The organism is Acidimicrobiales bacterium (genome assembly GCA_035547835.1).
Classification (GTDB): Bacteria; Actinomycetota; Acidimicrobiia; order Acidimicrobiales; family Iamiaceae; genus DASZTW01.
In genome coordinates this window covers 33,894-59,071 of sequence record DASZTW010000011.1, presented here as the reverse complement: position 1 = coordinate 59,071, position 25,178 = coordinate 33,894, and the positions used below count along the sequence as shown (strand labels likewise).

The window sequence follows — 25,178 nt, the reverse complement described above, 5'->3', positions numbered from 1 at the left end:
GCGGGGCCCTGGCCATCATCGCCACCCGCGACCGCGGCCTCAGGGCCTTGAGAGTTGTTGTGTGGAATGACATGACATACGCTTGATGCTCGATCGGCGCCTCGGTGACGGCAGCCCTCCAGCTGTCGCACCCAGGAGAGTGTCGTGGCTCGCAGCTCCGCCGATCCCACCGAGCTCGCCCACCTCGCCGCGGCCGAGCGCGCCCTCGCCGAACACGTGCTGGTTGCGCTCGCGCCGCTCGACGACGCCGTGGCGCGGGTGTGGCGCGGTGCCGACCCGGTGGTGGTCGGCTCCTATCCCGAGGTCGTGGCCGAGACCCGCACGTTCGCCAGCCGCGTCCTCGCAGAGGCCGACTTCGTCAGTCGCGTCGCCCATGCCTTCGAAGCCGCGGACGGAGCCGGCAGCGGCCATGGCCCAGTGGTCGCCGATGACGCACGCTTGGTCGCCGCGTTCGCCGCCACGACACCGGCCCTCGGTCTGTTCCACGACCTCCGTTCGATGTCGCCGGGACGCCTCGGCGCGATCCTGCGCGAGCTCGGCCCCGCCACGCTCGATGCGCTGCTCGCCGATCACCCCGCGTGGATGGGCAGCACCGACGGGGTGCCGCTCGACCTTCGCTACCGGGCGAACCACCAGCAGGTGCTCGCCGACCTGGCGGCGGCCGAGGCCGCCGGCAACGCCAGCGCCGCCCGGCGTCTCCGCGTGCTCACCCACGACCAAGTCGTGTTGTACGACCCTGACGGGGGCCGGGTGGCCGTGGCCTTTGGCGACGTGTCGAGGGCCGAGCATGTGGCGATCACCGTCCCCGGTGTCGGCGAGTCGTTCTCGACCTTCGTCGGCCGACCGAGGACCGACGGCGCCAACCTCGCAGCGGAGATGGAGCGGCAGTCGCGGCGCGGCGCCGCCACCATCGCCTGGCTCGGCTACCGGCCTCCCTCGAACATCGTGGCGGGCACGGTCGACGACGCCGCCCGCCGCGGCGGCGACCAGTTGACGGCGTTCGTCCACGGCCTCGGCCTCACGGCCCGGCAGTCGCTCACCATGGTCGGCCACTCCTACGGCACCATCGTGGTGTCGCGGGCCGAGGCCGGCGGGGCCGGGGCACGCAACGTCGTGCTGCTGGGAAGCCCCGGGGTCGAGAAGTCGTCGGCGGCGAAGATCGGTGCGCCGGCCGACGGTGGCGTGTACGTCGAGCGGGCGCCGGGCGACTACGTCGCGATCACCGAGGCGTACGGCACCGACCCGAGTGCCCCTCGGTTCGGTGCCGTACGGATGACCACCAACGCGCCCGGACGGCCGGAGGTCTCATTCCACTCGCGGTACTTCGAGAAGGACTCCGAAGCGCTGCGCAACACGGCCGCCGTGGCGACCGGCCACGACCCCGAGGTGCAGCGGGCAACAGCCGGGGAGCGGATCGTCGACGGAAAGGACCACCTCGACGAGCTCACCGGCGGAACCCTCGACCCCAGGCGGCAGGCGATGGACTTCATGGCCCGGCATTACCACGGCCCTGGGCATGAAGCGTTCCAAGCCGCCGACCGGGTCCTTCACGGCGTCCATGGGATCACCGACACCGCCGAACGGAACTTGATCGACCGCGGCGTCGACTTCGCCAAGGAGGTCACCAAGTTGCCCCACAGCGTCATCGACGTCCCATCGCTCCTGCCCTGATGGGGCCGACCGCGGGGCGATCAGTCGGACCGCGGCGTGGCCACCTCGCCGCGCACCTCGTCGGCGTCGGCGTCGAGCGGCCGGCCGGCCCAGCGGACCCGCCCCGGGGTCGCCGAGAGCCGGGCGATCACCTCGGGTTGGGGCATCCCGTCCACGTCGACGATGGCGCCTCGGGCCACTACGTGCGCGTCGGCCGCGTAGTCGGCAGCCGAGTACACCGGCGCGATCGCCGCACTCGCCCCGTCGAACGCCGCGAGCACCTCGGTCATCGGCCGTGCGCCGATCCAGGCCGCCACCAAGTCGTCGACTTCGTGGCGGTGGGCGACGCGGCCCGCGAAGTCGGCAAAGCGCGGATCGTCGCCGGCCCCAACCAGCTCCATCACCCGGCCGGCCACCGACTCGGCCGACGTCGACACCGCCACCCAGTGGCCGTCAGCGGTGCGATACGTGCCGCGAGGAACCGAATACGGGATGCCCGATCCGAGTCGCTCCTGCAACCAACCGGTCTGGTGGTGGGCCGCGACGACCGGTCCCATGAGCTGCGCCAGCGACTCGAGCAGGTTGACATCGACGACCTGGCCCTTGCCGGAGTGCAGCGCCACCATCGTGGCAAACGCCGCGGCCAGCCCCGTGACCTCGTCGGTGAGCGCGATCGGGGGGAGCAGCGGCGCACCGTCGGGTTCGCCGTTGACGGCCGCAAAGCCGGACATCGCCTCGGCCAGCGTCGCGAACCCGGCGCGCCCCGCGTACGGGCCGGTCTGGCCGAACCCCGTGACGCGCACGACCACCAGCTTGGGGTTCGTCGCCAGCAGCGTGTCGGGCGCCAAGCCGAGGCGTTCGAGGGTGCCGGGGCGGAAGTTCTCCACCAGCACGTGCGCCCGAGCACACAGGGCACGCATCACGGCAAGGTCGTCGGGGTCCTTCAAGTCGAGCGAGATCGTCCGCTTGTTCCGACCGAGGTACTTCCACCAGAGCGTGACGTCGTCCGCCGGATCGCGCCACCCCATCGCTCGCGTCGTGTCACCGCCGTCGAGACGCTCGACCTTGATCACGTCGGCGCCGAAATCGCCGAGGTAGCGAGCGCAGTGGGGGCCCGCGAGCACGGTCGAGCAGTCGATGACGCGCAGGTCGGCGAGCGGCAACGGTCCAGAGCCGATCGGCGAAGGATCACCGGGCAGGTCCGCTGGTCGATGGGGGTCGGGCACGCACCGACGGTAGCGTCGGTGCGGTGAGCGGCCCCCACGACCACGACGAGCCATTGGCGGCGCCGGTCCGGATCCGCGGCCACTTGTGGCTGCGGGTGCTGATGCCGATCCTCACGGTCGCAGCGGGTGTCCTCGGCGCCACCACGCTCGTGTCCCACAGCGACCAGTCGACCGGCGCGTTGGCGCTCACGGTGCTGTGTGGCCTCGTCACGCTGGTGGCGTGGTGGGGCGAAGTGGCGATCGACCGCGAGCGGCTCGCGGTGCGGGTCCTGCAGCGCGACGGCAGCCAGATCCTGTCCATGGACCGGGTCCGGCTGGTGGGTCTCAACCCCGGCTCTGCCTGGCGGGGCGGCGCCACGCTCGTGGTGCAGGACGCGGCGGGTCGCACGGTCGCGGTCGGCGGCGGTTATTTCCCGCTGCGACGTGTGTGGGCCGCCCTCCGGCCCTATGTGGTGACCAACCCCGAAGTCGTGGTCCACCCGAGCGTCAACGCGCTCGCCGGTCAGCGAAGGCCGAAGGCGAAGCAGCGGTCGGGGAGCTGACCGAAGGCGTAGTCGTGGTACAGCCCGGCGTACATGCCTTTGGTCTTCTCGGTCCACGCCAACGCTTCCGGGTCGGAGATCCGGCGGTGGATCTGCAGCACGCCGCCGTCGTACACCCGGTACTCCGCCCAAGTCCCCGGGTACTCCTTGACCGACGCCACCTCGACCCACGGCACGTCGCCGGTGACCGCGAAGCGCCGCACCCGGTTGCGGTGGGTGTGGCCGGCGAAGTAGCCGATGATCGACGGTCGGCCGGCCACCAGGTCGACCAGCGCGATGGAGTCGTCGGGGCGGATGCCGAAGTAGTCCGCGGGTCGTTCGGTGTGGCTCGGATCCCAGAGGTGGTGGTGACCCATCACGATCACCGGCCGGTCGCTCGCCGACGCCATGTCGTCGAGCCAGTCGAGCTGGTCGCGGTCGACCCCGCCACCCGGTGCGCGCTGGCGTGACGTGTCGAGCAGCGCGATCCGCACGCCTGGCAGCACCACTTCCTGGTGCGGGATCGCGCCGAGGTCCGTGTCGTAGTAGCTCTCGTGGTTGCCCCGCACGTACGTGAGCCGCTCGCCGAACGCGGGCTCGTAGACCTCCCGGAACCGGTCGTACTCCTCGACCGTGCCGGTGCTGGTGAGGTCGCCCTTGACGATGACCGCCGGCGGGTCGAGCGCGGCGATCTCGGCCACCGCGCACCGGTTCATCAACTCGGGATACGGCTCCTCGCCGGGCGCGGACCGGAACGTCGGGCCCACGTCGGAACCCTCGATGAGCCCGGCCTCGACTTCGCCGAAGTGCACGTCGTTCACCGTCGCGAACGTGGCGAGCAGCTCCCCCGGTTCCGGCAAGGTGCGGAACGTGAACCCCTCGATCTCGTACTCGGTGTCCGGCGCGAGCCCGTCGTAGCGACGAACACTGGTCCCGTCGTGGATCACCGCTTCGTGAGTGCCGACCGTGGTGAGCTCCGGCCCCGACGGCGGTACGTGTTCCACGTGTTCGCGCTGCGCCACGGCAGCGACCCTACCGATCGTCCACCGACCGGTGTTCTGGGCGCCCAAGCGTGCCCCCGGGGGCGCTGTCACCTGCCCCGGAAATGGGCGCTTGGAGCGGCGAGGGCCGGACGGTCAGAAGGGGCGGTCGCGGCGGACGGGGATGGGCTTGGTCCACCAGCGGCCGGAGAACCGCCAGCGGGGCGGGGGCTCGGGAGCCGCGGCCATGACGGGACGCTCGGTGGCGACCTCCAACGCGGCGACGATCGCGGCCATCTCCTCGTCGGTCGGCTCGGGCGCCACGTGGTGGACCACCGGCGAGGCCGAGCCCGCGCTCGACGACGTCGAGTCCGCCGAAGCGGGCGGGGTCACAGCGGGACGTTCCCGTGCTTGCGCTTGGGGAGCTCCTCGCGCTTGGAGCGCAGCAGCTCGAGCCCGTTGATGAGACGTACGCGGGTCTCGGCCGGGTCGATCACGTCGTCGACGAACCCTCGCTCGGCCGCCACGTAAGGGTTGCAGAACTTCTCCGTGTACTCGTCGACCAGCTCGGCGCGCCTGGCCTCCGGGTCATCGGCGGCCTCCAGCTCCTTGCGGTACACGATCTCCACCGCGCCTTGGGGGCCCATGACCGCCAGCTCGGCAGACGGCCACGCGAACGCGAGGTCGGCGCCGATCGACTTGGAGTTCATCACGACGTAGGCGCCGCCGTACGCCTTGCGGGTGATGACCTGGATCCGCGGCACGGTCGACTCGCAGTAGCTGTACAGCAGCTTGGCCCCGTGACGGATGATGCCGCCGTACTCCTGGTCGACGCCGGGCAGGAAGCCGGGCACGTCGACGAACGTCACCAGCGGGATGTTGAACGCGTCGCATGTGCGGACGAAGCGGGCGGCCTTCTCGGAGCTCTCGATGTCGAGCACGCCGGCGAGCATCATCGGCTGGTTCCCGACGATGCCGACGGGGTGGCCGTCGAGCCGGGCGAACGCGCACACGATCGAACCGGCCCAGTGGGGGAAGTACTCGAAGTACTCGCCGTCGTCGACCACCGATTCGACGACCGTCTTCATGTCGTAGGGGATGTTGGGGCTGGCCGGCATCAGGTCGATCAGCTCGGGGCACAGGCGGTTCGGGTCGTCAGACGACGCGAAGTGCGGCGGCTCCTCCAAGTTGTTGGAGGGCAGGTAGCTGAACAAGAAGCGCACATCGTCGAGGCACGACTTCTCGTCGTCGGACACGAACGTCGCCACGCCTGACTTGGTGGCGTGGCTCATGGCGCCACCGAGCTCCTCGAGGGTGACTTCCTCGCCGGTCACGGTCTTCACGACATCGGGACCAGTGATGAACATGTGGCTCGACTCGCGGACCATGAAGATGAAGTCGGTCATGGCCGGGCTGTACACCGCGCCGCCCGCGCAGGGGCCGAGGATCACGCTGATCTGCGGCGTCACACCCGACGCCTGCACGTTGCGGTAGAAGATGCCGCCGTAGCTGGCCAGGCTGACCGGCCCTTCCTGGATGCGGGCGCCCGCGCCGTCGTTGAGGCCGATGACCGGTGCGCCCACCTTGAGTGCCAGATCCATCATCTTGTGGATCTTCTCGGCGAAGACCTCGCCGAGCGCCCCGCCGAACACCGTGAAGTCCTGCGAGAACACGAACACCTTGCGACCGTCGATGGTGCCCCAGCCGGTGATGACGCCGTCGGTGTAGGGCCGCTCGGCCAGCGCGCCCTCGGGCGCACGGTGGCGGGCGAGGAGGTCGAGCTCGTTGAACGATCCGTCGTCGAGCAGGTACTCGATGCGCTCGCGGGCGAGCATCTTGCCGCGCTCGTGCTGGCGGGCCACCGCACGCTCCGAGCCGGGCTGCTGCGCTTCGGCTTTGCGTTCTTTGAGCTGCACCAGCCGCTCGGCGATGGGGTGTTCGGGCATGTTCGCAGGCTAGGCGAGGGCCGGATTTCCGCCCAACCCACGGCCACGCCGCGAACGCCGAGCTCAACCCCTGGCGAAGTGACGGATCATGCCCTTCAGGTCGTGGCGAACCTCGCGCTGCACCGCGGCCCGCGCGAGACGGCCGATCCCCGGCAGCGGGACGCCCTCGACGTGGCGCACGCGGGTGCGGTCGCCCTCGGCTACGGCCGCCATCCCCACGAGATAGATACGACCGCGACCCTGCATGAGGCAGAAGCCCTCTTCGAGGCGGGCCCGCAACGGCAGCGGGACGGGCACCTTCCCCGACCACGCAGAGATCGCCAGGTCGGCGCCGTCGCGCCGGTTGATCCGGATGCGGCTCACCGACCCGTCGAACTCCGGGACCGAGCGCTCGAGGTCACTGATCCACGTCCACACGTCGTCGAACGGCGCGTCGACCACGCCTTCGGCTGCTGCCACGAACGGGTTGGCCGCCTCGATCACCCGCAGCCGGGCGATGGCGTCGAGCTCGGCCGACGGCCAGCCGACGTGCGCGTCGCTCGTGTCGGTCATGCCGTCCACCTCCTGGAGAACGCAGTGCGAGCCCGATGGAGGCGCGACTTGGCCGTGCCGGGCGCGATGTCGAGCACTTCGGCGACTTGCTCCTCGGTCCAACCTTCGAGGTCGCGCAACACGAGGATGGCGCGGTGTGCCGGTTGCAGCGCGGCCAGCGTGGCGCGCACGTCGAGCACCGTCGAGGGGTCGGGCAGCGTTGCGGCGGCGGCGGACTCGGCGAAGCCGGGCGCCTCGGGGTCTATGGGCACGACTTTCGTGGCGCGCTGCGCAACCCGAATCGACTCGCGCACCGCGATCCGCCGCACCCAACCGGGGAACGCGGCCGGGTGCCGCACCCCGCCGACACCACGGAGGATCGCGATGAACGTCTCCTGCATGGCGTCGTCGCCGTGCTGCAGCGCGATCGCGCCACAGACGCGCGCGACGTACGGGCTCAGCACCCGGACCAGACGGTCCTGCGCGAGCGGATCGCCGCGACCGGCGCGGCGGATCAGCGGCTCCCAGCCGCCGGCGGGCTCGTCCATCACGACCAAAGAGGGAGGGAACCTTTGAAAGGTTCCCTCCCTCTACAGGACATGACCACCGCGAACTCCTCCGACAACGTGACCCACCTCCGCCGCACGGGCGGTTCCGCTCCGGCACCCATCACCGTGGTCGGCGGCGGCCTCGCCGGGCTGATCGCGAGCATCGCAGCTGTCGACGCCGGCGCGTCGAGTGTGCGACTCGTCGAGGCCCACGCGGGCCTGGGCGGGACGGCCCGCTCCACTCCGGGACCGTGGATCGCCAACCTTGGCCCGCACGCGCTCTACACCACCACTGGCCTGTGGACCTGGCTCGTCGACCACGACCTCCTGCCCCCGGTCGTCACGCCGAGCACGGTACGGGCCCGCTTTCGCTGGCAGGGTCGCCGGCGGGTCATGCCGCCGTTGGCCCGCCAGCTCCCCCGCTTCCGTCAGCATCTCGCCAGCGCACCGGTCGACCAGTCGTTCCGCGAGTGGACCAGCAGCTTCCTGCCCGACGAGACCGTCGCCGCGCTGTGGGGGGCCGCTGGCGTGTTGACCTTCGACGCCGACCCCGGTCGGCTGTCGGCCAGGTTCGTGGCCGACCGCTTCGAGCAGATCGCCCTGCACGCCAAGCCGGTGGCGCGCTACGTGGCCGGCGGTTGGTCCGCGCTGGTGGCCAGCCTCGCCGCAGCGGCGCGCGACCGTGGCGTGCTCATCCAGACCGGCGAGCACGTGGCCGAGCTGCCCAGCAGTGGACCCGTCATCGTGGGGGTCGGCGCCCAGTCGGCCGCGCGCCTGCTCGGCGACGACGAGCTCGCGCCGCGAGGGACGCGCACGGCCCTGCTCGACGTCGGCCTCCGCCATCGTTGGGACGACCCGAGTGCGGTCGTCGACCTCGACCTCGCCGGCTTCGCCACCCGCGTCACGTCGGTCCTGCCCGACCTGGCACCCGACCGCGACGAACTGGTGCAGCTGCTGGTGGGATTGGAGCCAGGCGTGGCGCTCGCCGACGGGGTGGCCACGCTCGAGGGGCTGCTCGACGACACGTTCGGCGGCTGGCGCGACCGGGAGGTCTGGCGGCGTAGGTCGGTGGTGGAGCACCGCTCAGGCGCGCTCGACCTGCCGGGACACACTTGGCGTGACCGGCCCGCGGTCGACCGAGGCGACGACGTGTTCGTGTGCGGCGACCAGATGGCCGCGCCTGGCCACCTCGCCGAGGTGTCGTGGGCCAGTGCGCTCGAGGCGGCAAAACTCGCCGTGGCCGCGTCGCACGTGCGGTCCGTCGCCGTGCCCTGACCCCACCCCCACCTCATCGGGCCGCGTCCGTCGCCACTGCTGCACGAATCGGAAGCAAACGGCGGGACACGGTCGGGCGGCGAGCTCGCCGCCGCCCCGACGCAGCCGGGGATGGCGAGACGGCCGGGGGGCGAACCTGCGAGCATGCTCGGGCGATCGCCGACGAACTGCGAGGAACCCACCATGGCAACGCTCGACCTCACGCCCGACGAGTTGCTGTCGACCACCCGCGCCGTGCGCAAGCGGCTCGACCTCTCCCGACCGGTGGATCCGGCGCTGATCCGCGAGTGCATCGAGCTCGCCACGCAAGCGCCCACCGGGTCGAACTCGCAAGGCTGGCACTTCGTGGTGGTGACCGACGAAGCCAAGCGGCGCCAGCTCGGCGAGTGGTACCGCGAGGCGTTCCAGATGTTCTACGGCAACCCCGACGCGGTCACTGATGCGCTGCCGGCCGACGACCCCGACTACGTGGCGGCCACCAAGCGGGTCATCGACTCGGCCACCTACCTCGCCGAGCACATGGGCGAAGTACCGGTGCTGGTGATCCCCTGCATCACCGGGCGGCTCGACAACGCCCCGCCTGCCATGCAAGCCGGGGTGTGGGGCTCGATCATGCCCGCGGTGTGGAACTTCATGTTGGCGGCGCGCGCCCGTGGCCTGGGCACCTGCTGGACCTCGCTCCACCTGCTGCATGAGCGCGACACCGCCGAGCTGCTGGGCCTGCCCGACGACGTGTGCCAAGCCGCGCTGATCCCCGTCGCCCACACCATCGGCACCGACTTCAAGCCGGGCCCCCGCCGCGCCCTCGACCGCGTGATCCACCACGACACCTGGTGACCCCAGCCGCTGGGGACGGCGCCGCGCCAGGTCGGAGGGCAACTCCTCCGTAGGCAGCCTCGAGACCGGGCCGGCGAACATCCACGCGAGCGCCGAGTGCGGCATGGCCGACCCGTCGCAGGCGGACCTCCTGTCGTTCGGGGGTCCCACCAAGACTGCTGCAGGCCCACGCGGACTTCAGTCGGGCCACACCGCGGAGATCACGTTCGTGATCCCCGACTCATCCCCGCAACGAAGCTGGCAGCGCTCCCGGTTGGTCCTCGCCGATCACGACTCGTCGCCGGAGTACGCCGGGAGGTTGTACGTGTCGCGGTCGCCCGAGCCCGGGCCGGTGTGGAACGTGCCGCCCACGATCCCGCAGGTCACGTCGCGGTTCAGGCAGCCGGCGACCTGCGCCCGCAGCCGGGCCGGGTCCCAACCGTCGAAGAAGTCGCCGTGTGCGGTGACCGTCGATCCCGAGGCGAGGTGCACTTCGCCGAGCTTGCCGTACACCGGGTAGTGCACCGCCAGCGTCAGTTGCGGGATGGGCACCGGGTGCGACCCGGGGCAGCCGGCGGCCGTGGGGTACGCGAGGTGCGACACGTGGTCGGCGCTGGCCGCGTGATGGCCATCCCAGCAAGAGGGGAACGTCAGGCGGAGTTGCAGAGGCCGGTCGGGCCCGCAGGTCGACGGCGGCGAGGTCGTCAGGTCCGGCGACAAGCCGCACGTCCACGCCACGACGTCGAGCGACTGGGTGGCGGTGGCGTGCTGGTTGCCGGCCAGCGCTTCGAGGCCGTCGGGGAAGGGGCGGACGGCCGCCGGCTTCACGCCGTTGGGGACCCGGTAGTACGCGTCGACCCGCACCGGCGGTACTCGCTTCGCGCCGACGTACAGCGCCGGCACCCAGTAGCCGGATCGGTCACCGGCCTCGCTGCAGGTGCTCGAACCGCGACGCAAGCTGGCGAACGTGGTGGCCGCGTCGGTGGTGTCGTTGCCGAAGAACTCGTGCAAGTGCGACATGCCCGGCATGCCCATGTGCACGATCGGGTCGTCGGGGCGCGTGTGACTGTACGGGCACGACGCGAGGAACTGCCCGCCGAAGGAGGTGAGTGACTGGTTGGGGTTCACCGGGGCCGCCGACGCGGCCGTCGTGGGACCGGAGCCGGTGGCGGCAGCCCAGCCCGCGAGGCCGACCGCGGCCGCAACCAGCACCACGGCCAGCACGCCCACCGCCGCCCGGCGGGCGGCTGCACCGGGAGCCGTCAACTCGGGGCCTTGGGAACCTTGACCGCGTCGATGTCGACGGTCGGCGGCACGTTCGTGGCCGGCACCGCCTTGGCGGACTTGGCGTCCGGCATGTTCGGCTGTGGTGCCGGCACCGGCTGGGTCTTGTAGTCGCCCGACGGCGCGGTCTCACGAGCGACCAACTTGGCGAGGTCGAGCGGTCCCTTGGTGAAGTCGCCGGATCCCGTTCCGCTGCACGGCAGCAGCGTCTCGAGGTCGAGCGGTGCTGTCACCTTGGACGTGTTGTCGGCGAAGCAGTTCTTGGCGCTGGCGTCGCTGTCGGCCGTGGCCAGGTCGGCCAGGCCCGAGTCGCGCACGACGTTGCCCTCGACGGTGTTGCCCTTCGACGGCCACAGCTCGGCAGCGGGCACGTTGGTGGGCTTGGGTTGCTGGGCCTGCTCCGCGCAGGTCTTGGGCGGGTTGGTGGGCACCACGTCGGACGGGTTCGTCTCCGGGTACGGGACGAGCGCGATGCCGGTGAGCTTGTGGTCGTACACCAAGTTGCGCAGGACCTTGTTGTTCCAGCCACCCGCGATGAGGATGCCGTTCTCCTGCGCGAGGCGCGCGCTGTCGATGGCGGGACCCTGGTCGTAGTTGTTGTCGTAGACGAGGTTGCCGACGATCGTGTTGTCGCGCTCGGGGTAGCAGGGCTCGTAGCTGCCGGTGTTGGGCACCACGCCCGCACGGTTGTGACGGAACGTCGACGTCATGATGACGAGGTTGCCGCCGCTGTTGGTGCCCGAGTAGCCAAGGCCGTTGTACTCCGACACGACGTTGCGGATCAGCGCGTCGCACGGCTGGCAGCCACCGATGTAGAAACCGGCATCCGGGCTCCCCGACGCGTAGCTGTTCTCGAACAGGCCGTGCGTCGACTTGAACGCGTAGACCCCGTAGTCGCCGTTGCGGTAGGCAGTGAGGTACGAGCCGCGGTAGCCGTCGGAACCGGTCCAGAAGAACCCGTTGCTCTTGTAGTCGCGGGCGGTCATGTTCTCGACGGCCACGCCTTTGGCGTTCAGCACACGAATGCCGTTGGCCTTGGTGAAGTCGCCGTCGAGGATGACCTTGTTGCGGTCCTCGCCGCGGATCACGATGTCGTTCGTGGTCACGTCGACCGCCTCGTGGTACACGCCCGGCGCCACCAAGACGAGGTCGCCCGGCTTGGCGGCCTGCACCGCGGCGGTGATCGTCTTGTAGTCCGAGGGCACCTTCAACGTACGGCCGGACGTGCCGGCGGCGCCCTTCTTCGACGACCCGCAGGCGGCCACCACGCTCACCGCCAACAACATGCCGAGCAGCGCGGCGGTCGCCTTGCGACCGGTGGTCCTCGGCCTCGTTGCCTTCATGACTGCCCCCTTGATCGACGGACCCACGGCGGATCCGACCGGCTCACTTGACGATGACCTGTCCCCGCATGTCGCCCACCGTGGCCGTGGCGTGCAGCGAGCAGTAGTACGGGTAGACGCCCGGCTTGGCGAAGGTGAATGTCTCGCTGTCGCCGGGTGCGAACTTCGATTCGTCGATCCCGAAGTCGAACTTGGCGGGATCGACGGCCACCACGTCGTGCTGGTTGCGGCCCTTGTTGGTGAACGTGACCTTGGTGCCGGCGTGGATCTCGATGTTCTTCGGTTCGAAGTCGTTGTCGATCGCGTCGATCGTCACCGACGAGCCGGGCTCGCTGACCGGCGTACCGAACCCTGCCGGCTCGGCGGTCGTGTCGGTGGCGCCTGAGTCTGCCGAGCCCTTCGAGCTCGACCCGCAGGCGGCCACCAACGCCGGCACGAACACCAGCGAGGTCACCACGACGAACGCGACGAGCACTCGGTGCCGGACCAGGCCAGCCGTACCCGCACGCGGATCAGCTAGGCGATCGGCCACTCGATCGGCCATGTCGCCGCCGGCGCGCTGCCGCTTGTCGGTACACCTCGCTGAACCCGCCATGCGTCTCCCGTCCCGCCGTCGCCCGGTTGCTCGCTGGCCGAACCTATGACGCGGCCCGCCACCTCGCAAGCACCGACCACGGCGGCCACACGCGCTCACGGCGCGCCCTTGTAGCGTGCTCCCACGTGGATCTCCCCGTGATGCCGCCGCTCGACCCGATGCTGGCCAAGGCGGCGCCCGACGTACCCGACGATGCCGAAGCCAGCTGGCGCTACGAGCCGAAGTGGGACGGCTTCCGTTGCATCGTCTACCGCGACGGCGACGATGTCGCCCTCGGCAGTCGCTCGACCAAGCCGCTCACGCGTTACTTCCCGGAGATGGTCGCGGCCGTGAAGGCAGCGCTCCCGCCGCGGTGCGTCCTCGACGGCGAGCTCGTGGTCACCGGCCCACACGGCCTCGACTGGGACGCGCTCGGCAATCGCATCCACCCTGCCGAGTCGCGCATCAACCGGCTGGCTGCGGAGACCCCGTCGTCGTTGGTGGCCTTCGACCTGCTCGCCATCGGCGACGAGGACTGCCGACCGCTCGGGTTCGACCAGCGACGTGCGTTTCTCGAGTCGGTCCTCGACGCGGTCCCGTCGGGGGACACCAGAGTGCACCTCACCCCGATCACGTCGTCGGCCGACGAAGCCCGCGACTGGTTCGAACGGTTCGAAGGTGCGGGGCTCGACGGGGTCGTGGCCAAGCGCGGCGACCTCTGCTACCGGCCCGGGGAGCGGGCGATGGTCAAGGTCAAACACGAGCGGACGGCCGACTGTGTGGTGGCGGGGTACCGGCTCCACAAGTCCGGTGACGGCCCCGGCTCGTTGCTGCTCGGCCTGTACGACAACGACGGCACCCTGCACCACGTGGGCGTGGCGTCGTCGTTCTCGGCGGCCCGCCGCAAGGCCCTCGTCGCCGAGCTCGAACCGTGGGCCACCAACACCCTCGACGGCCACCCGTGGGCCGGGTGGATCGAGGCGCAGACCGCAGCGGTCGCCAGCGGCGCCCGATTGCCCGGCGGGGTGAGCCGCTGGACCGGCACCAAGGATCTGTCGTGGGTTCCGCTGAAGATGGGCCTGGTGGCCGAAGTGTCGTTCACGCAGCTGCAAGGCGACCCGTCGGGGTCGTGGGGTCCGCCCGCCCGGTTCCGTGCCACCGCTCGGTTCAAACGCTGGCGTCCCGACCGCGAGCCGGAGTCGTGCCGCTACGACCAGCTCGATGTCGCACCGCCGATCGAGCTACGGCAGATCTTCGCGGCAGGTCAGCAATGAGCGCGGCAAGCGGCGCCGGCGCCGCGGGAGCGGAGTCCTCCCCCGCCCGGCTCGGCACGCGCGACGAAATCGGCGCGGTGGCCCACGCGTTGGCGATGGCGTTCCACGATGACCCGATCTGGGCGTGGCTCACCGACGACCGGATGCGCCAGCGCCCCGAGCGTGCGGTGCCGTTCTTCCGCACCGAGGCTCGGCACTATCACAAGCTCGACGGCTGCTGGACCAACGACGCGCAACAAGGCGGCGCGCTGTGGGCGCCGCCGGGACGCTGGAAGCTGGGGTTCGTCGGCATCCTCGGCCTGGCGCCCGCGTCGCTCCGCTTGTTCGGCGTCCGCATGCCGCGGGCACTGTCGAGCCTCGACCAGATCGACAAGCGCCACCCCACCGAACCGCACTACTACCTCGGGTTCCTCGGCACGCACCCCGATCACCAAGGCCGCGGCGTCGGCTCGTCGCTGCTGGCGCCGACGCTGGCGCGCTGCGACGCCGATGGCCTACCTGCGTATCTGGAGTCCTCGAAGGAGTCGAACGTGCCGTTCTACGAGCGGCACGGCTTCGAGGTGACCGAGACCCACGATTTCCCCGACGGGCCTCGCATCTGGCTGATGTGGCGCGAGCCCCGGCCGCCGGAGGCGTGACGGGCGGAGGTCAGTGCAGCGCGTAGCTCTCGCGGGCGACGGTGAAGCTGTGACCCGACGTGAGATCGCTGCACGTCATGCCGCCTTCGGTCGACGCGCACACCAAGTGGCCGCGCTGTGCGGTCTGGCCGTACGCCAGCACGTCCGGCCCGCCGAGGGTGGTGTCGCCCGCGCAGCTGAAGACGGGGGCCTTGCCCGCCTCCATCAGCACCCCGTGGCCGTAATCGAGCGGGCACGGCGTGTCGGGGGGCGGCGCCGTCCAGGTCTTGTCCCCGACGTCGCAGCGCACTTGCGCGGCGTCGAGGTAACAGCCGATGTTCTTCGACGGTGACGTGAAGTAATCAGGGCCGTGGTCGCCGGCATCGACGGGCGTGGTCGACGTCGATGACCGTTGAGTCGTGGTGGACCCGTCGGTCACCGGAGTCGATCCCGCGGTGGACCCGGCGCGGGCCGGCGAAGTCGACGACGACGAGCCCGACGTGCCGAGCCCACCACTGCCGCCGCTGCACCCCGCCCCGATGACCACCGCGACGGCCAAGGCCGTCGCCGCTGCCAGGACCCGCGACCGCCGCCACTCGCGCTGCACGGCGGTCAACCTATCCGCGGGCATCGAGGCGCGCGCCGCCAGCCAGGACGCCGACCGCGGGACGGCCGATCAGGGCTTGGCGAGTGCGAACAGGATCCGCGCCGCGCACGTCTTGGAGCCGTCGACGGTGGCCGTCGCTTGCGCCCAACCGGCTCGGGCCGAGAGCTGTTCGACCACGACCTCGAGACGAAGCTCGTCGCCGGGCACGACCTGGCGCCGGAACCGCACGTGCTCGACGCCGCCGAACAGCGGCAGCGTGGCCGCGTAGCGGTCGTCGGCCAGCACCGCGATCGCGCCGACCTGGGCCAACGCCTCGAGTTGCAGCACCCCCGGGAACACCGGGTTGCCGGGGAAGTGGCCGGCGAGGAACGGTTCGTCGCCCGTCACCCGGTACACGCCCACCGCCCGCTCGGCGGGCACCAGCTCCTCGACGCGGTCGACGAACCGAAACGGGGGCCGGTGCGGCAGCAGCGCCACGTGCGGGTCGAGCGTCATCGCCTTGCCTCGTCGGGGTCCGCACCGGTCGCCAGCCCGACCTCGGCCGCGCCCGCGGCCACGGCGTGCGCGCCGCCGTCGACGTGCACGATCTCGCCCGACGTCGCCGGGAACCAGTCCGACAGCAGCGCCACGCATGCCTTCGCGGTGGGCTCGGGGTCTCTGGTGTCCCAACCCAAGGGCGCCCGCGACGCCCACGCCGCTTCGAGCGCGTCGAACCCCGGGATCGACCGGGCCGCCACGGTGCGCAACGGACCAGCGGCCACCAGGTTCACCCGGATGCGCTGCGCGCCCAAGTCGCGGGCCAGGTAGCGAGACGTGGCCTCGAGTGCCGCTTTGGCGACCCCCATCCAGTCGTACGCCGGCCAGGCCTGCGACGCGTCGAAGTCGAGACCCACGATCGAGCCGCCCGCGGTCATCAGCGGTGCGACCGTGGCCGCCAGCGACTTGAGCGAGTACGCGGATACGTGCAGCGCCACCGAGACCTCGTCCCAGTCGGCGGGGAGGATGCCCGACCCCAAGCAGCGCTCGGGCGCGAAGCCGACGGCGTGCAGGACGCCGTCGACCCGGCCCCAGCGCGCCCGGAGGTCTGCGGCCAGGGCTTCGTGGTGGGCCGGGTCGGTGACGTCCAGCTCGACCACGTCTGCGACCGTCGGGAGCTGGCGCGCCACCCGCTCGGTGATCCGCAACGCGCGACCGAACGAGGTGAGCACCACTTCAGCGCCGTGCTCCTGCGCGAGGCGGGCCACCGACGCGGCGATGGAGTCCTTGGTCAGCACGCCGGTGATCACCAGCTTCTTGCCTTCGAGCAGCATCGTGTCGGGGTCTCCTCGGCGGGTCACAGCGGCGTGTTGTCGTGGCGCCGGCGCGGCAGGTGCTCCCGCTTGGCGGTCAACGCCGCGATGGCACCCGCTACCGCAGCGCGGGTGTCGGTGGGGTCGATGATGGCATCGACGTAGCCGCGCTCGGCGGCGATCCGGGGCGACAAATGCGTTTCCTCGTAGGTGGCTTCGAGCTGCTTGCGGACCGTGTCGCGCTCGTCGTCGGGCGCGGCGAGCAAGTCGCGCCGGTGCAGGATCTCGACTGCTCCGGCCGCACCCATCACCGCGATCTCGGCCGAAGGCCAGGCAAGGCAGCAGTCGTTGCCCATGGTCTTGCAGTCCATGACGATGAACGCGCCGCCGTACGCCTTGCGCAACAGCACGCACACCCGGGGGACGGTGGCCATCGCGTACGCGTACGCGAGCTGCGCTCCGTGGCGGATCATCCCGCGCCACTCTTGGTCCTTGCCGGGCCGGAACCCAGGCGTGTCGACCAGCGTCACGAGCGGCAGGCCGAACGCGTCGCACCAACGCACGAACCGTGCGCCTTTCTGCGAGCCCTCGATGTCGAGCGCTCCTGCGAGCTGGCTGGGCTGGTTGGCCACGAGCCCCACCGGCTGGCCGCCGATGCGTCCCACCCCGGTGACGACGCTCGTGCCGAAGCGTTCCTGGAGCTCGAGGAAGTCGCCGTCGTCGACGAGGTCGTGGATCACGTCTCGTACGTCGTAGGACCGGCGGGTGTCGGCCGGGACGGCCGCCGCGGCCACCACCGTGGCGCGCTCGGCTGGGTCGGCGGTCGGAACCGGCCGGACCGGCTCGTGGCTGTTGTCGGGGAGGTGCACCAACAAGTCGGCCACCGACGCCAAGGCTTCTTCGAGGTCGGGAACCACCAAGTGGGCGGCGCCGCTCGACGCGGCGTGCACGGCCGGGCCGCCGAGCGCGTCGACGGCGGCCATCCCGACTCCCAAGGCAGCGCCGGTCATGCGTGCCGCCGCGGCGGGCCCGTTGAGGTAGGCCCATGCGTCGGCGGTCATCACCACCACGTCGACCAGGCCGAGCAGCAGCGCCGGACCTCCGACGCACGGCCCGTCGACCACCAACACGGTCGGCACCAGCCCCGACGCGGCGGCCGCTGCGGCGGCCACCCGACCCCAACCGTCGAGGCCCGGCAGCCCGTCGATCGTGTCGAGCCCTGCGGTGCGCAGCACACCGACGACCGGAAGGCCGCTCTCGAGACCGGCGCGCACCGTGCGGGCCATCACGTCGGTGTCGACCTCGCCCTGGCCGGCACGCACGTGGCCGAGCGATGGCGGACGCAGTGCCGGATCGGTGTGGAACCACGCGACGGTCCGGTCGCCGAGTCCGGCGCCGAGCGATTCGAGTGGGCCGATGCCGGCGGCGACGCACGACAACCGGCCGGTCGCGACCGGCATGCGAGCTTCGGGCGCGCCGCCCGAGACGCCGCGGGTGTCGCGCCAAACCGAGATCGGCGTCACCGCGGCCACGGGATCAGCCAGCCGCTGGTCCCGGCACGACCACCAGCGCGGCGTTGTGGCCACCGAACGCGAACGAGGTCGACACCGCGGGGGCGGGGGCCACCTCGCGTTCGGTGCCGGCCACCACGTCGACCGGGAGGTCGCAGTTGCGGTGGTTGGCGACCGGCGGGACGACCCCGTCGCGAACCGACAGCACGGTGGCGACGAGCTCGGCCGCGCCGGCGGCACCGATGAGGTGGCCGGTCACGCCCTTGATCGACGTGATGGGGAGTGCGTGGTCGCCGAACACCTTGGCGATCGCCGCCGCCTCGGCAGAGTCGTTCAGCGGTGTCGACGTGCCGTGCGCGTTGACGTGCCCGAACGCCTTCGGTTCGAGGCCGGCGTCGGCCAGCGCGAGCTGGATGCACGCGACCGCGCCGGCACCGTCTTCGAGCGGTGCCGTGATGTGGAACGCGTCGCACGTGGTGCCGTAACCAGCCAGCTCCGCATACACCATGGCACCGCGGGCAAGGGCGCGATCGAGCGGCTCGAGCACCACGAACGCGGCGCCTTCGCCCATCACGAACCCGTCTCGGTCGACGTCGAAGGGGCGCGACGCGCCGGCTGGGTCGTCGTGTTTCGACAAGGCGCCCGCGCGCGCGAACGCGGCCATGGCCACCGGTGCGACGCAGGCGTCGGCGCCGCCGGCCACCACCACGTCGGCAGAGCCGTCGCGCACCCACCGGGCTGCTTCGCCGATCGCGTTGGTGCCGGTGGCGCACGCAGTGGCGACCGCGAGGTTCGGCCCGGTGAAGCCGTGGTGGATGGCGATGTGGGCCGAAGTGCCGTTCGGCATCATCATCGGCACGAGGAACGGGCTCACTCCGCGGGGGCCCTTCTCGCCGTAGCCGAGCACTTGGTCTTCGAGGGTGCGGATGCCGCCGATGCCCGAGCCACCAACAACCCCGATGCGAGCGGGGTCGCACCCGAAGTCGCCGGTGCCGCCGGTGGCGTCGGCGACGGCGTCGGCCGCCGCGCCCACACCCAAGTGCGTGACCCGGTCGGTGCGGCGCGGCTCCTTGGGTCCGAGGTAGACAGCCGGGTCGAACGTGTCGGGCACCTCGCACGCGAACCCCACGGAGTGGGCCGATGCGTCGTACAACGTGATGGGCGCGGCGGTGGGGCGGGCGGCGCGCAACGTCGCCCAGAACTCGTCGACCGTCAGCCCCGCAGGGGTCTTGACCCCGAGGCCGGTGACGGCCACACGCGGTCGACCGCGGTGGTCGCGGGCGCCGGCCACGTCAGACCTTGGCGGCGGCTGCAGCGACGATCAGGTCGACCGCGTCGCCGACAGTGGCGACGTCGCCGAGATCGTCTTCGCCGATCTCGACGCCGAGGCGGTCCTCGACGGCCATGACCAGCTCGACCAGGTCGAGGCTGTCGGCTTCGAGGTCGTCGGCGAACGAGGCCTGCTCGGTGACCGCGCCGGCGTCGACGCTGAGGACCTCGACCGCGGCGTCGCGCAGTGCGTCGAAAGCTTCGGATCGCTCCATGGTGTTGCTCCTTGGGTGTGGACGTGGTTGGGATGGGTGACAGGTGTTGCGGACGAAGGCCGAGTGGTCAGCGTCCCATGGCGAGGCCGCCGTCGACCGGAACGACCGCGCCGGTGACGTACGACGCGGCGTCCGACCCCAGGAAGGCCACCACGGCGGCGACTTCTTCGGGTGTGCCGAAGCGCCCGGCGGGTGTGGCGGTTGCGAGGTAGTCCTGGCGGCCCTGGGGCAACGCGGCGGTCATCGCGGTGTCGATCGGGCCGGGTTCCACGACGTTGAGCGTGATGTTGCGCTTGGCGACCTCGCGGGCGACCGAGCGGGAGAAGCCGACCAGCCCGGCCTTGGCGGCGGCGTAGTTGGCTTGACCGGGCGAGCCCGTGCTGGCGACGACGGATGAGACCTGCACGACGCGACCCCACCGAGCGCGGATCATCGGGCGCATGGCTCGGCGCGTGGTGAGGAACGGTCCGGTGAGGTCGGTGTCGAGCGTGTGGCGCCAGTCGTCGTCGCCGAGCTGCACGAGGAGCTTGTCGCGGTTGGCGCCCGCTGCGTTGACGAGGATCTCGACGGGCCCCCATCCGGCTTCGATCGCGGCGAAGGCGTGGTCGACCGCAGACGCATCGGTGACGTCGACCCGCACCACCAGTGCCTCGCCGCCGACTTCCTCGACCGCGCGCTTGGTCTTGTCGGCACCGTCGCTCGAGGACCCGTAACCGACCGCGACCCGGTTGCCGGCCGCCGCCAGGGCCACCGCGCACGCCGAGCCGATGCCGCCGGACGCCCCGGTCACAAACGCGACACGCCCGCTCATCGGATGCCCCAGCGGACCAGCGCGGTGCCGACCGTGAGGCCGGCGCCGAAGCCGGTCAGCAGCACGAGGTCGCCAGGGGCCGGCCGCCCCGAGCCGGCTGCTTCGGCGAGCACCATCGGGATCGAGGCGGCCGAGGTGTTGCCGAGTCGCTCGATGTTGCCGAGCGTGTGGTCCGGGTCGATCCCGGTGCGGTGCAGCACCGCGTCGACGATGCGCACGTTGGCCTGGTGCGGGACGAACACGTCGACGTCGGCGGCCGACACCCCCGCCCGCGACAGTGTGCGCCCGACCGAGTCGACCACGGCACGGACCGCGCGGCGGAACACTTCCCGGCCGTCCATCCGCATGTAGTGCTCACGCGCCGCGACCGTGGCCTCGCTCGCCGGTCGTGCCGCGCCGCCGGCAGGGACGGTGAGCAGGTCGGCGCCGCCCGGATCGGACACCAAGTCGATGGCGAGCAGGCCGGGCACACCACCCGCCACCCAGCCACCGGCGCCGCCCGACCCGCGGTCGTCCTGTCCGGCTTGCGACAAGATCACGGCGGCGGCCCCGTCACCGAACAGGACCGCCGTCGAACGGTCCTCGGGGTCGATGATCCGGCTCATCGTCTCGGCAGCGACCACCGCGACCGTGTCGGCTTGGCCCGTCGCGAGCTGGCCGGCTGCGAACGAGAGCGCGTACGGGAACCCGGCACATGCACCGTTGAGGTCGACGGTGCCGGGGCCGGCGGTCCCGGCCCCGGCAGTTCCGTCTCGCCCCCCGGCGAGCGCAGCCGCGACGAGCGAAGCCGTCGGCGGCATGGGCAGTTCGGGCGTGGACGTGGCGACCACCACCACATCGAGGTCGGCCAAGTCGAGGTGCGCCCGGTCGAGCGCGGTGCGCAGCGCGTCGGTGGCCAAGCCCGCGGTGGTGTGGCCGGGCGACGCAAGCCGGCGCTCGGCGATGCCGGACCGCTCGCGGATCCACGCGTCGGTGGTGTCGAGCCGTGCCTCGAGATCGCGGTTGGTCACGATGGTGGGCGGCAGGGCTGTCCCCCAGCCCGCCACCACGAACGGCGCGACCGTGCGTGGCGGGCTCGGCGGCGACGCGGCGTGTGTGGCGCGCGCGGTGGTTGGCGCGCCCGACGCGGCCGCGGGCGCGCCGAGGTCGTGGACGGTGGTCACGGGTTGGTGACCCGCACCCACAGCACCGGCTGCGCCGTGCGGACACGCTCGCCGGTGTGGGCGAGCATCCCCATGAAGAAGCCGGTGAACGGGCTGACGACCTCGACCGACGAGCTCGGCCCGTCGATCGATCCGACGACTTGCCCGGCGTACACGACTTCGCCCTCGGTTGTGATCGTGGCGGGTGGCGAGGGGTGGAACACCCCGGCTGCGGGCGCGCACACGATCCGCTCCGGGACGAACAGGTCCTCGGCGACGACGGCTTCTGACATCAGGACCTCCTCCGCGGGGGGTTCGACCCTCGTGGGTGGTTCGAACAGGGTCATCGGGTCGGCTCCAGGTCCGAGGTGCCCAACGCCGCCACGGCGACCGCGATGTCGTCGGGCTGGTGGATGCCGAGCACGTCGATGTCGGGCACGGTGCGCTTGGCCAGGCCGGCCAACACGTTCCCGGGGCCGACCTCGAGGAACCGGCGGGCGCCGGCGGCCTCCAGCGCGAGCTGCGACTCGCGCCAGCGCACGGGCTCGACGAGATGCCGGGTGAGCAGTTCCGGCCAGCCGTCGGCCGTGGCGTGCGGCGCGGCGTCGGTGTTGGTGAACACCGGTGCCCACGGCTGGTGGAACGTCACCTCGCCGAGCGTGGGAGCCAAGGCCTCCGCGGCGTCGAGCAGGAGAGGGGTGTGGAAGGCGTGGCCCACGTCCAAGGCCAGCACCCGCCGCACCCCGCTCCCCTTGGCCTGCTCGCCCGCGGCGGCAATGCCGTCGGGCGTGCCGGCGATCACGACCTGGCCGGGCGCGTTGTCGTTGGCCAGCCAGGCGCCGTCGACCCCGTCGCACGCAGCGACGGCTTGTTCGGGCGTGGCGCCGATGAGGGCGGCCATGCGACCGGGGTTCGCGTCGGCGGAGTCCTGGGAGCGGTCGGCTCGCTCCGCCGCGAACCGCAGACCGTCGCCCCGACTCAGCACGCCCGAGGCCAGCAACGCCGTGACCTGACCCAGGGAGTGGCCGGCGAAACCGACCGGCAGGCCGGGCAGCGAGGGCGACAGGGCTTCCCACACCATGAGGGAGTGGACGAGCACGGCGAGCTGGCTGGCGCGCGTGGTGCCGAGCTCCTCGGCGTCGGCGGCCAGCAAGAGGCGTCCGATCGGCCGGTCGAGCAGCGACTCTGCCTCCTCGACGACCTGCCACGCCGGGTGGTCGACCCAGGGCTGCCCGAGGCCGGGCTCGGCCGCGCCCTGGCCGGGGAAGACGACAGCAAACGACATCGGGAGGTCTGACACAACCATTGAACGAATGGTTACATGATGGCATCGAACAATCCGCGAACGGCATGGAAACGTTCTGTTTCTGCCTCCTGACGATCCCCAGCCCACCACGGGGTCCCGCACTAGCGTCCGTCGCGAGCCACAGCATCCTGCAACGGAGCGGGGGACCGTGAGCAACGCACCGACATCCGACGAGCGGGGACGCATGCGGGCCGACGAGCTGGCCACGCGGGCGGGCGTCACCGTGCAGTTGCTGCGCTCGTACCAGTCGAAGGGACTGGTGCCGCCGCCGCGCCATGAGGGCCGGGTCGCGTGGTACGGACGGCAGCACCTCGACCGGCTCAAGCACATCCGTGACCTCAAAGACCGCGGCTACTCGTTGCGGATGATCGCCGACACGCTGCGCGAGGGCGACGAAGGGCCGCCGGGGCCGGCCGACGAGCGCGAGCTGCTCAAGCTGCGCGACGTGGCCGAACGATCCGAAGTGCCCACCGAGCTCATCCGGGCGCTCGAAGCGTCCGGTCTGTTGCGGCCGGTGCAGGTGGGGCGAGAGTGGCTGTTCACCCAAGCCGACGTGCGCTTCGTGCGCCACGTGCTCACGTTGCTCGGGGTGGGGCTGCCGCTCGACGTGTTCCTCGAGATCGCCCGCCCGTTCGTGGAGAGCGGCGAGGGGCTCGCGAACGACACGGTGACCGCGTGGAACGACCTCGTCGCGAGCCACTTGCGCGGGTCGCGCCTCGCGCCAGAGGAAGTGGGCAAGCGCGTCGTCACGTCCGCGCAGGCGCTGGCGACCATCGTCGGCGAGCTCGTCGGCTACAACGTCGAGCGCGCCGTCTTGCAAGCCGCGCAGCGGCGGATCGAAAGTGAGGGGTCCCCGGCCGAGCGAAATGCACTGGTCGAGGAGTTTCGACCCCCCAGGAACTGAGCCGCCATGACCGACTCCCGACCCCCGTTCCGCGGCCCGTTCGCCGACGGCCCGCCGCCCGAGGCACTCGAAGTCGAGATCGCCGACCTCGACCACTTCGGTCTCGGCGAGCTCCGGCGCGCCGTGGTGGTGCAGACCGTGTTGTTCGTGTGCGTGCTGAAGGCGCTGGTACGCGGGCTGCCGCGGATCGTGCGCCAGCACAAGGCGAGCGTGGTCGCCGAAGCGGCGGCCGAAGGCGCGATCGACGCCTTCATCCTGCTCGGCCCCACGTTCGTGAAGACCGGTCAGGTGATCGCCAGCTCCACCGGCCTGTTCCCGGCCACCTTGTCGAACGCAGCACGCCGCTGCCTCGACGCCGTGCCGCCGTTCCCGGTCGAAGAAGTGCACCGGGTGCTCGAGTCCGATCTCGGTCAGCCGGTGGCCACGCTGTTCGAGTCGTTCGACGACACGCCACTGTCGGCAGCGTCAATCGGCCAGGTCCACGCGTGCACACTGCCCGGCGGGCGCGCCGCGGTGGTGAAGATCCAGCGCCCGAACATCCGGCATCGCATGTTGGTCGACTTGCGGATCCTGCTGCGGCTGGCCCGCTTGCTCCACCGCACCCCTTGGGGTCGCACGTTCAACGCCGAAGCTGCGGTGCGCGACTTGCACGCCACGTCGAGCCAGGAGCTCAACCCCGCGCTCGAGGCCTGGCGCCAGGACCGCTTCCGGGCCAACATCGGCGCGTTCGGTGACAACACGATGGTGACCGCACCCGAAGTGCTGTGGAACTGGTGCGGCCCGCAGGTCATCTGCATGGAGCGGGTGTGGGGCATCCCCATGGACCACTTCGAGGAGATCGAGCGTCGTGGTCTCGACGGGGCGCTGATCTTGCGACGCGGCGCCAAGGTGTGGGCCGAAGCCGCGCTCGTGCACGGGCCGTTCCATGGTGACATGCACGCCGGCAACATCTGGGTGCTCGAAGACGGGCGCGGCTGCTACCTCGACTTCGGGATCATGGGCGAGCTCGACGACGAGTGGCGCAACGTGTTGCGCGACCTCTTCTACACCGCCGCGTTCGACTTGGACTTCACCCGCGTGGTCCGCGCGTACCGCCGGGTGGGCATCTTCCCCGAAGGCGTCGGCACCGACGAGGAGATCGCCGAGCGGCTGGGCGCGGTGATGGGCCCGGTGCTCGCCAGCGGCATGAAGGACTTCAACATCAGCGAGATGGTCGCCCAGAGCGTCGACATGCTGTCGGCGTTCGGGGGCGTCGCCCCGCAAGAGTTGATGTTGATCTCCAAGCAGATGCTCTACATCGAGCGGTACACGACCGCGCTGGCACCTGACTACGTGCTCACCACCGACCCGTTCATCATGAAGAACATCTTCCCGGAAGAGGCCAAGGCGAAAGCCGCCGAGCTCGGTGTGACATTCCCGGAGTGACCGGCGCGGCGACGGCCGGCCCGGCCGGCCCGGAGGCCTGCTCGGGTAGCGTCG

Annotated in this window: 27 protein-coding genes; 8 read left to right on the top strand and 19 right to left on the bottom strand. The window is 71.3% G+C overall.

Features of this window, described 5'->3' with window-relative positions; genetic code table 11:
* The first annotated feature begins 144 nt into the window (after positions 1 to 144).
* Positions 145 to 1,671 (top strand): alpha/beta hydrolase, encoded by a 1,527-nt coding sequence (locus VHA73_10385; protein ID HVX18425.1) that lies wholly within the window; start codon positions 145 to 147, stop codon positions 1,669 to 1,671.
* A gap of 20 nt (positions 1,672 to 1,691) precedes the next feature.
* On the opposite strand, the gene VHA73_10380 is transcribed toward VHA73_10385, so the two are convergent.
* On the bottom strand, positions 1,692 to 2,876 hold the full coding sequence (locus VHA73_10380) for a CoA transferase (GenBank protein ID HVX18424.1): 1,185 nt from the start codon (positions 2,874 to 2,876) through the stop codon (positions 1,692 to 1,694).
* A gap of 23 nt (positions 2,877 to 2,899) precedes the next feature.
* On the opposite strand from VHA73_10380, the gene VHA73_10375 reads away from it, so the two are divergent.
* On the top strand, positions 2,900 to 3,418 hold the full coding sequence (locus VHA73_10375; protein HVX18423.1) for a hypothetical protein: 519 nt from the start codon (positions 2,900 to 2,902) through the stop codon (positions 3,416 to 3,418).
* On the opposite strand, the gene VHA73_10370 is transcribed toward VHA73_10375, so the two are convergent.
* The 5 genes from VHA73_10370 to VHA73_10350 all read right to left on the bottom strand — a co-directional run bounded on the left by VHA73_10370 (position 3,379) and on the right by VHA73_10350 (position 7,402).
* The gene (locus VHA73_10370; GenBank protein HVX18422.1) at positions 3,379 to 4,419 is read right to left on the bottom strand and encodes a metallophosphoesterase; all 1,041 of its coding nucleotides are present in this window, start codon (positions 4,417 to 4,419) and stop codon (positions 3,379 to 3,381) included. The genes VHA73_10375 and VHA73_10370 overlap by 40 nt on opposite strands.
* Positions 4,420 to 4,533: 114 nt before the next feature.
* The gene (locus VHA73_10365) at positions 4,534 to 4,770 is read right to left on the bottom strand and encodes a hypothetical protein (GenBank protein HVX18421.1); all 237 of its coding nucleotides are present in this window, start codon (positions 4,768 to 4,770) and stop codon (positions 4,534 to 4,536) included.
* Complete coding sequence (locus tag VHA73_10360) at positions 4,767 to 6,323, bottom strand: acyl-CoA carboxylase subunit beta (GenBank protein ID HVX18420.1); 1,557 nt, start codon at positions 6,321 to 6,323, stop codon at positions 4,767 to 4,769. The genes VHA73_10365 and VHA73_10360 overlap by 4 nt, the downstream gene beginning before the upstream one ends.
* A gap of 63 nt (positions 6,324 to 6,386) precedes the next feature.
* A complete protein-coding gene (locus tag VHA73_10355) occupies positions 6,387 to 6,875 on the bottom strand; it encodes a hypothetical protein (GenBank protein HVX18419.1) in 489 nt (162 codons plus the stop codon).
* Positions 6,872 to 7,402 carry a sigma-70 family RNA polymerase sigma factor gene (locus tag VHA73_10350; GenBank protein HVX18418.1) on the bottom strand — a complete coding sequence of 177 codons (531 nt, stop codon included), beginning with the start codon at positions 7,400 to 7,402 and terminating at the stop codon, positions 6,872 to 6,874. The genes VHA73_10355 and VHA73_10350 overlap by 4 nt, the downstream gene beginning before the upstream one ends.
* A 51-nt stretch (positions 7,403 to 7,453) precedes the next feature.
* On the opposite strand from VHA73_10350, the gene VHA73_10345 reads away from it, so the two are divergent.
* Positions 7,454 to 8,677: an FAD-dependent oxidoreductase gene (locus VHA73_10345; GenBank protein ID HVX18417.1), complete on the top strand. Its 1,224-nt coding sequence runs from the start codon at positions 7,454 to 7,456 to the stop codon at positions 8,675 to 8,677.
* Between the two features lie 183 nt (positions 8,678 to 8,860).
* Complete coding sequence (locus VHA73_10340; protein ID HVX18416.1) at positions 8,861 to 9,514, top strand: nitroreductase family protein; 654 nt, start codon at positions 8,861 to 8,863, stop codon at positions 9,512 to 9,514.
* A 267-nt stretch (positions 9,515 to 9,781) separates the two neighbouring features.
* On the opposite strand, the gene VHA73_10335 is transcribed toward VHA73_10340, so the two are convergent.
* From VHA73_10335 to VHA73_10325, 3 genes are read right to left on the bottom strand one after another with little or no spacing between them, the layout of a single operon-like run.
* Positions 9,782 to 10,759, bottom strand: coding sequence for a DUF1996 domain-containing protein (locus VHA73_10335; GenBank protein HVX18415.1), 978 nt, complete (start codon positions 10,757 to 10,759; stop codon positions 9,782 to 9,784).
* Positions 10,756 to 12,120, bottom strand: coding sequence for a right-handed parallel beta-helix repeat-containing protein (locus tag VHA73_10330; GenBank protein HVX18414.1), 1,365 nt, complete (start codon positions 12,118 to 12,120; stop codon positions 10,756 to 10,758). Before VHA73_10330 ends, VHA73_10335 begins: the two co-directional genes overlap by 4 nt.
* 43 nt (positions 12,121 to 12,163) lie before the next feature.
* On the bottom strand, positions 12,164 to 12,664 hold the full coding sequence (locus VHA73_10325) for a plastocyanin/azurin family copper-binding protein (GenBank protein ID HVX18413.1): 501 nt from the start codon (positions 12,662 to 12,664) through the stop codon (positions 12,164 to 12,166).
* Positions 12,665 to 12,840: 176 nt separating this feature from the next.
* Between VHA73_10325 and VHA73_10320 the strand changes: the two genes are divergently transcribed.
* A complete protein-coding gene (locus VHA73_10320; protein HVX18412.1) occupies positions 12,841 to 13,968 on the top strand; it encodes an ATP-dependent DNA ligase in 1,128 nt (375 codons plus the stop codon).
* Positions 13,965 to 14,606: a GNAT family N-acetyltransferase gene (locus VHA73_10315; GenBank protein ID HVX18411.1), complete on the top strand. Its 642-nt coding sequence runs from the start codon at positions 13,965 to 13,967 to the stop codon at positions 14,604 to 14,606. Before VHA73_10320 ends, VHA73_10315 begins: the two co-directional genes overlap by 4 nt.
* A 10-nt stretch (positions 14,607 to 14,616) precedes the next feature.
* On the opposite strand, the gene VHA73_10310 is transcribed toward VHA73_10315, so the two are convergent.
* From VHA73_10310 to VHA73_10265, 10 genes are all read right to left on the bottom strand, one after another.
* Positions 14,617 to 15,192, bottom strand: coding sequence for a DUF6636 domain-containing protein (locus VHA73_10310; GenBank protein ID HVX18410.1), 576 nt, complete (start codon positions 15,190 to 15,192; stop codon positions 14,617 to 14,619).
* Positions 15,193 to 15,261: 69 nt separating this feature from the next.
* Positions 15,262 to 15,687 (bottom strand): 3-hydroxyacyl-ACP dehydratase FabZ, encoded by a 426-nt coding sequence (gene fabZ / locus VHA73_10305; protein HVX18409.1) that lies wholly within the window; start codon positions 15,685 to 15,687, stop codon positions 15,262 to 15,264.
* Positions 15,684 to 16,529 carry an enoyl-ACP reductase FabI gene (fabI, locus tag VHA73_10300; GenBank protein HVX18408.1) on the bottom strand — a complete coding sequence of 282 codons (846 nt, stop codon included), beginning with the start codon at positions 16,527 to 16,529 and terminating at the stop codon, positions 15,684 to 15,686. Before fabI ends, fabZ begins: the two co-directional genes overlap by 4 nt.
* On the bottom strand, positions 16,526 to 18,004 hold the full coding sequence (locus VHA73_10295) for a carboxyl transferase domain-containing protein (GenBank protein ID HVX18407.1): 1,479 nt from the start codon (positions 18,002 to 18,004) through the stop codon (positions 16,526 to 16,528). Before VHA73_10295 ends, fabI begins: the two co-directional genes overlap by 4 nt.
* Before the next feature lie 13 nt (positions 18,005 to 18,017).
* Positions 18,018 to 19,247: a beta-ketoacyl-ACP synthase II gene (locus VHA73_10290; protein HVX18406.1), complete on the bottom strand. Its 1,230-nt coding sequence runs from the start codon at positions 19,245 to 19,247 to the stop codon at positions 18,018 to 18,020.
* Between the two features lie 37 nt (positions 19,248 to 19,284).
* Positions 19,285 to 19,536 carry an acyl carrier protein gene (locus VHA73_10285; protein ID HVX18405.1) on the bottom strand — a complete coding sequence of 84 codons (252 nt, stop codon included), beginning with the start codon at positions 19,534 to 19,536 and terminating at the stop codon, positions 19,285 to 19,287.
* A 67-nt stretch (positions 19,537 to 19,603) separates the two neighbouring features.
* A complete protein-coding gene (locus VHA73_10280) occupies positions 19,604 to 20,347 on the bottom strand; it encodes a 3-oxoacyl-ACP reductase family protein (GenBank protein HVX18404.1) in 744 nt (247 codons plus the stop codon).
* Complete coding sequence (locus VHA73_10275; GenBank protein HVX18403.1) at positions 20,344 to 21,510, bottom strand: beta-ketoacyl-ACP synthase III; 1,167 nt, start codon at positions 21,508 to 21,510, stop codon at positions 20,344 to 20,346. The genes VHA73_10280 and VHA73_10275 overlap by 4 nt, the downstream gene beginning before the upstream one ends.
* The gene (locus VHA73_10270; GenBank protein HVX18402.1) at positions 21,507 to 21,782 is read right to left on the bottom strand and encodes a hypothetical protein; all 276 of its coding nucleotides are present in this window, start codon (positions 21,780 to 21,782) and stop codon (positions 21,507 to 21,509) included. The genes VHA73_10275 and VHA73_10270 overlap by 4 nt, the downstream gene beginning before the upstream one ends.
* A 50-nt stretch (positions 21,783 to 21,832) precedes the next feature.
* Positions 21,833 to 22,795 (bottom strand): ACP S-malonyltransferase, encoded by a 963-nt coding sequence (locus tag VHA73_10265; GenBank protein ID HVX18401.1) that lies wholly within the window; start codon positions 22,793 to 22,795, stop codon positions 21,833 to 21,835.
* A 148-nt stretch (positions 22,796 to 22,943) separates the two neighbouring features.
* On the opposite strand from VHA73_10265, the gene VHA73_10260 reads away from it, so the two are divergent.
* Both VHA73_10260 and VHA73_10255 read left to right on the top strand, forming a co-directional pair.
* Positions 22,944 to 23,699 carry a MerR family transcriptional regulator gene (locus tag VHA73_10260; protein ID HVX18400.1) on the top strand — a complete coding sequence of 252 codons (756 nt, stop codon included), beginning with the start codon at positions 22,944 to 22,946 and terminating at the stop codon, positions 23,697 to 23,699.
* 6 nt (positions 23,700 to 23,705) lie between these two features.
* Positions 23,706 to 25,124, top strand: coding sequence for an AarF/UbiB family protein (locus tag VHA73_10255; protein HVX18399.1), 1,419 nt, complete (start codon positions 23,706 to 23,708; stop codon positions 25,122 to 25,124).
* The last annotated feature ends 54 nt before the right edge of the window (positions 25,125 to 25,178 follow it).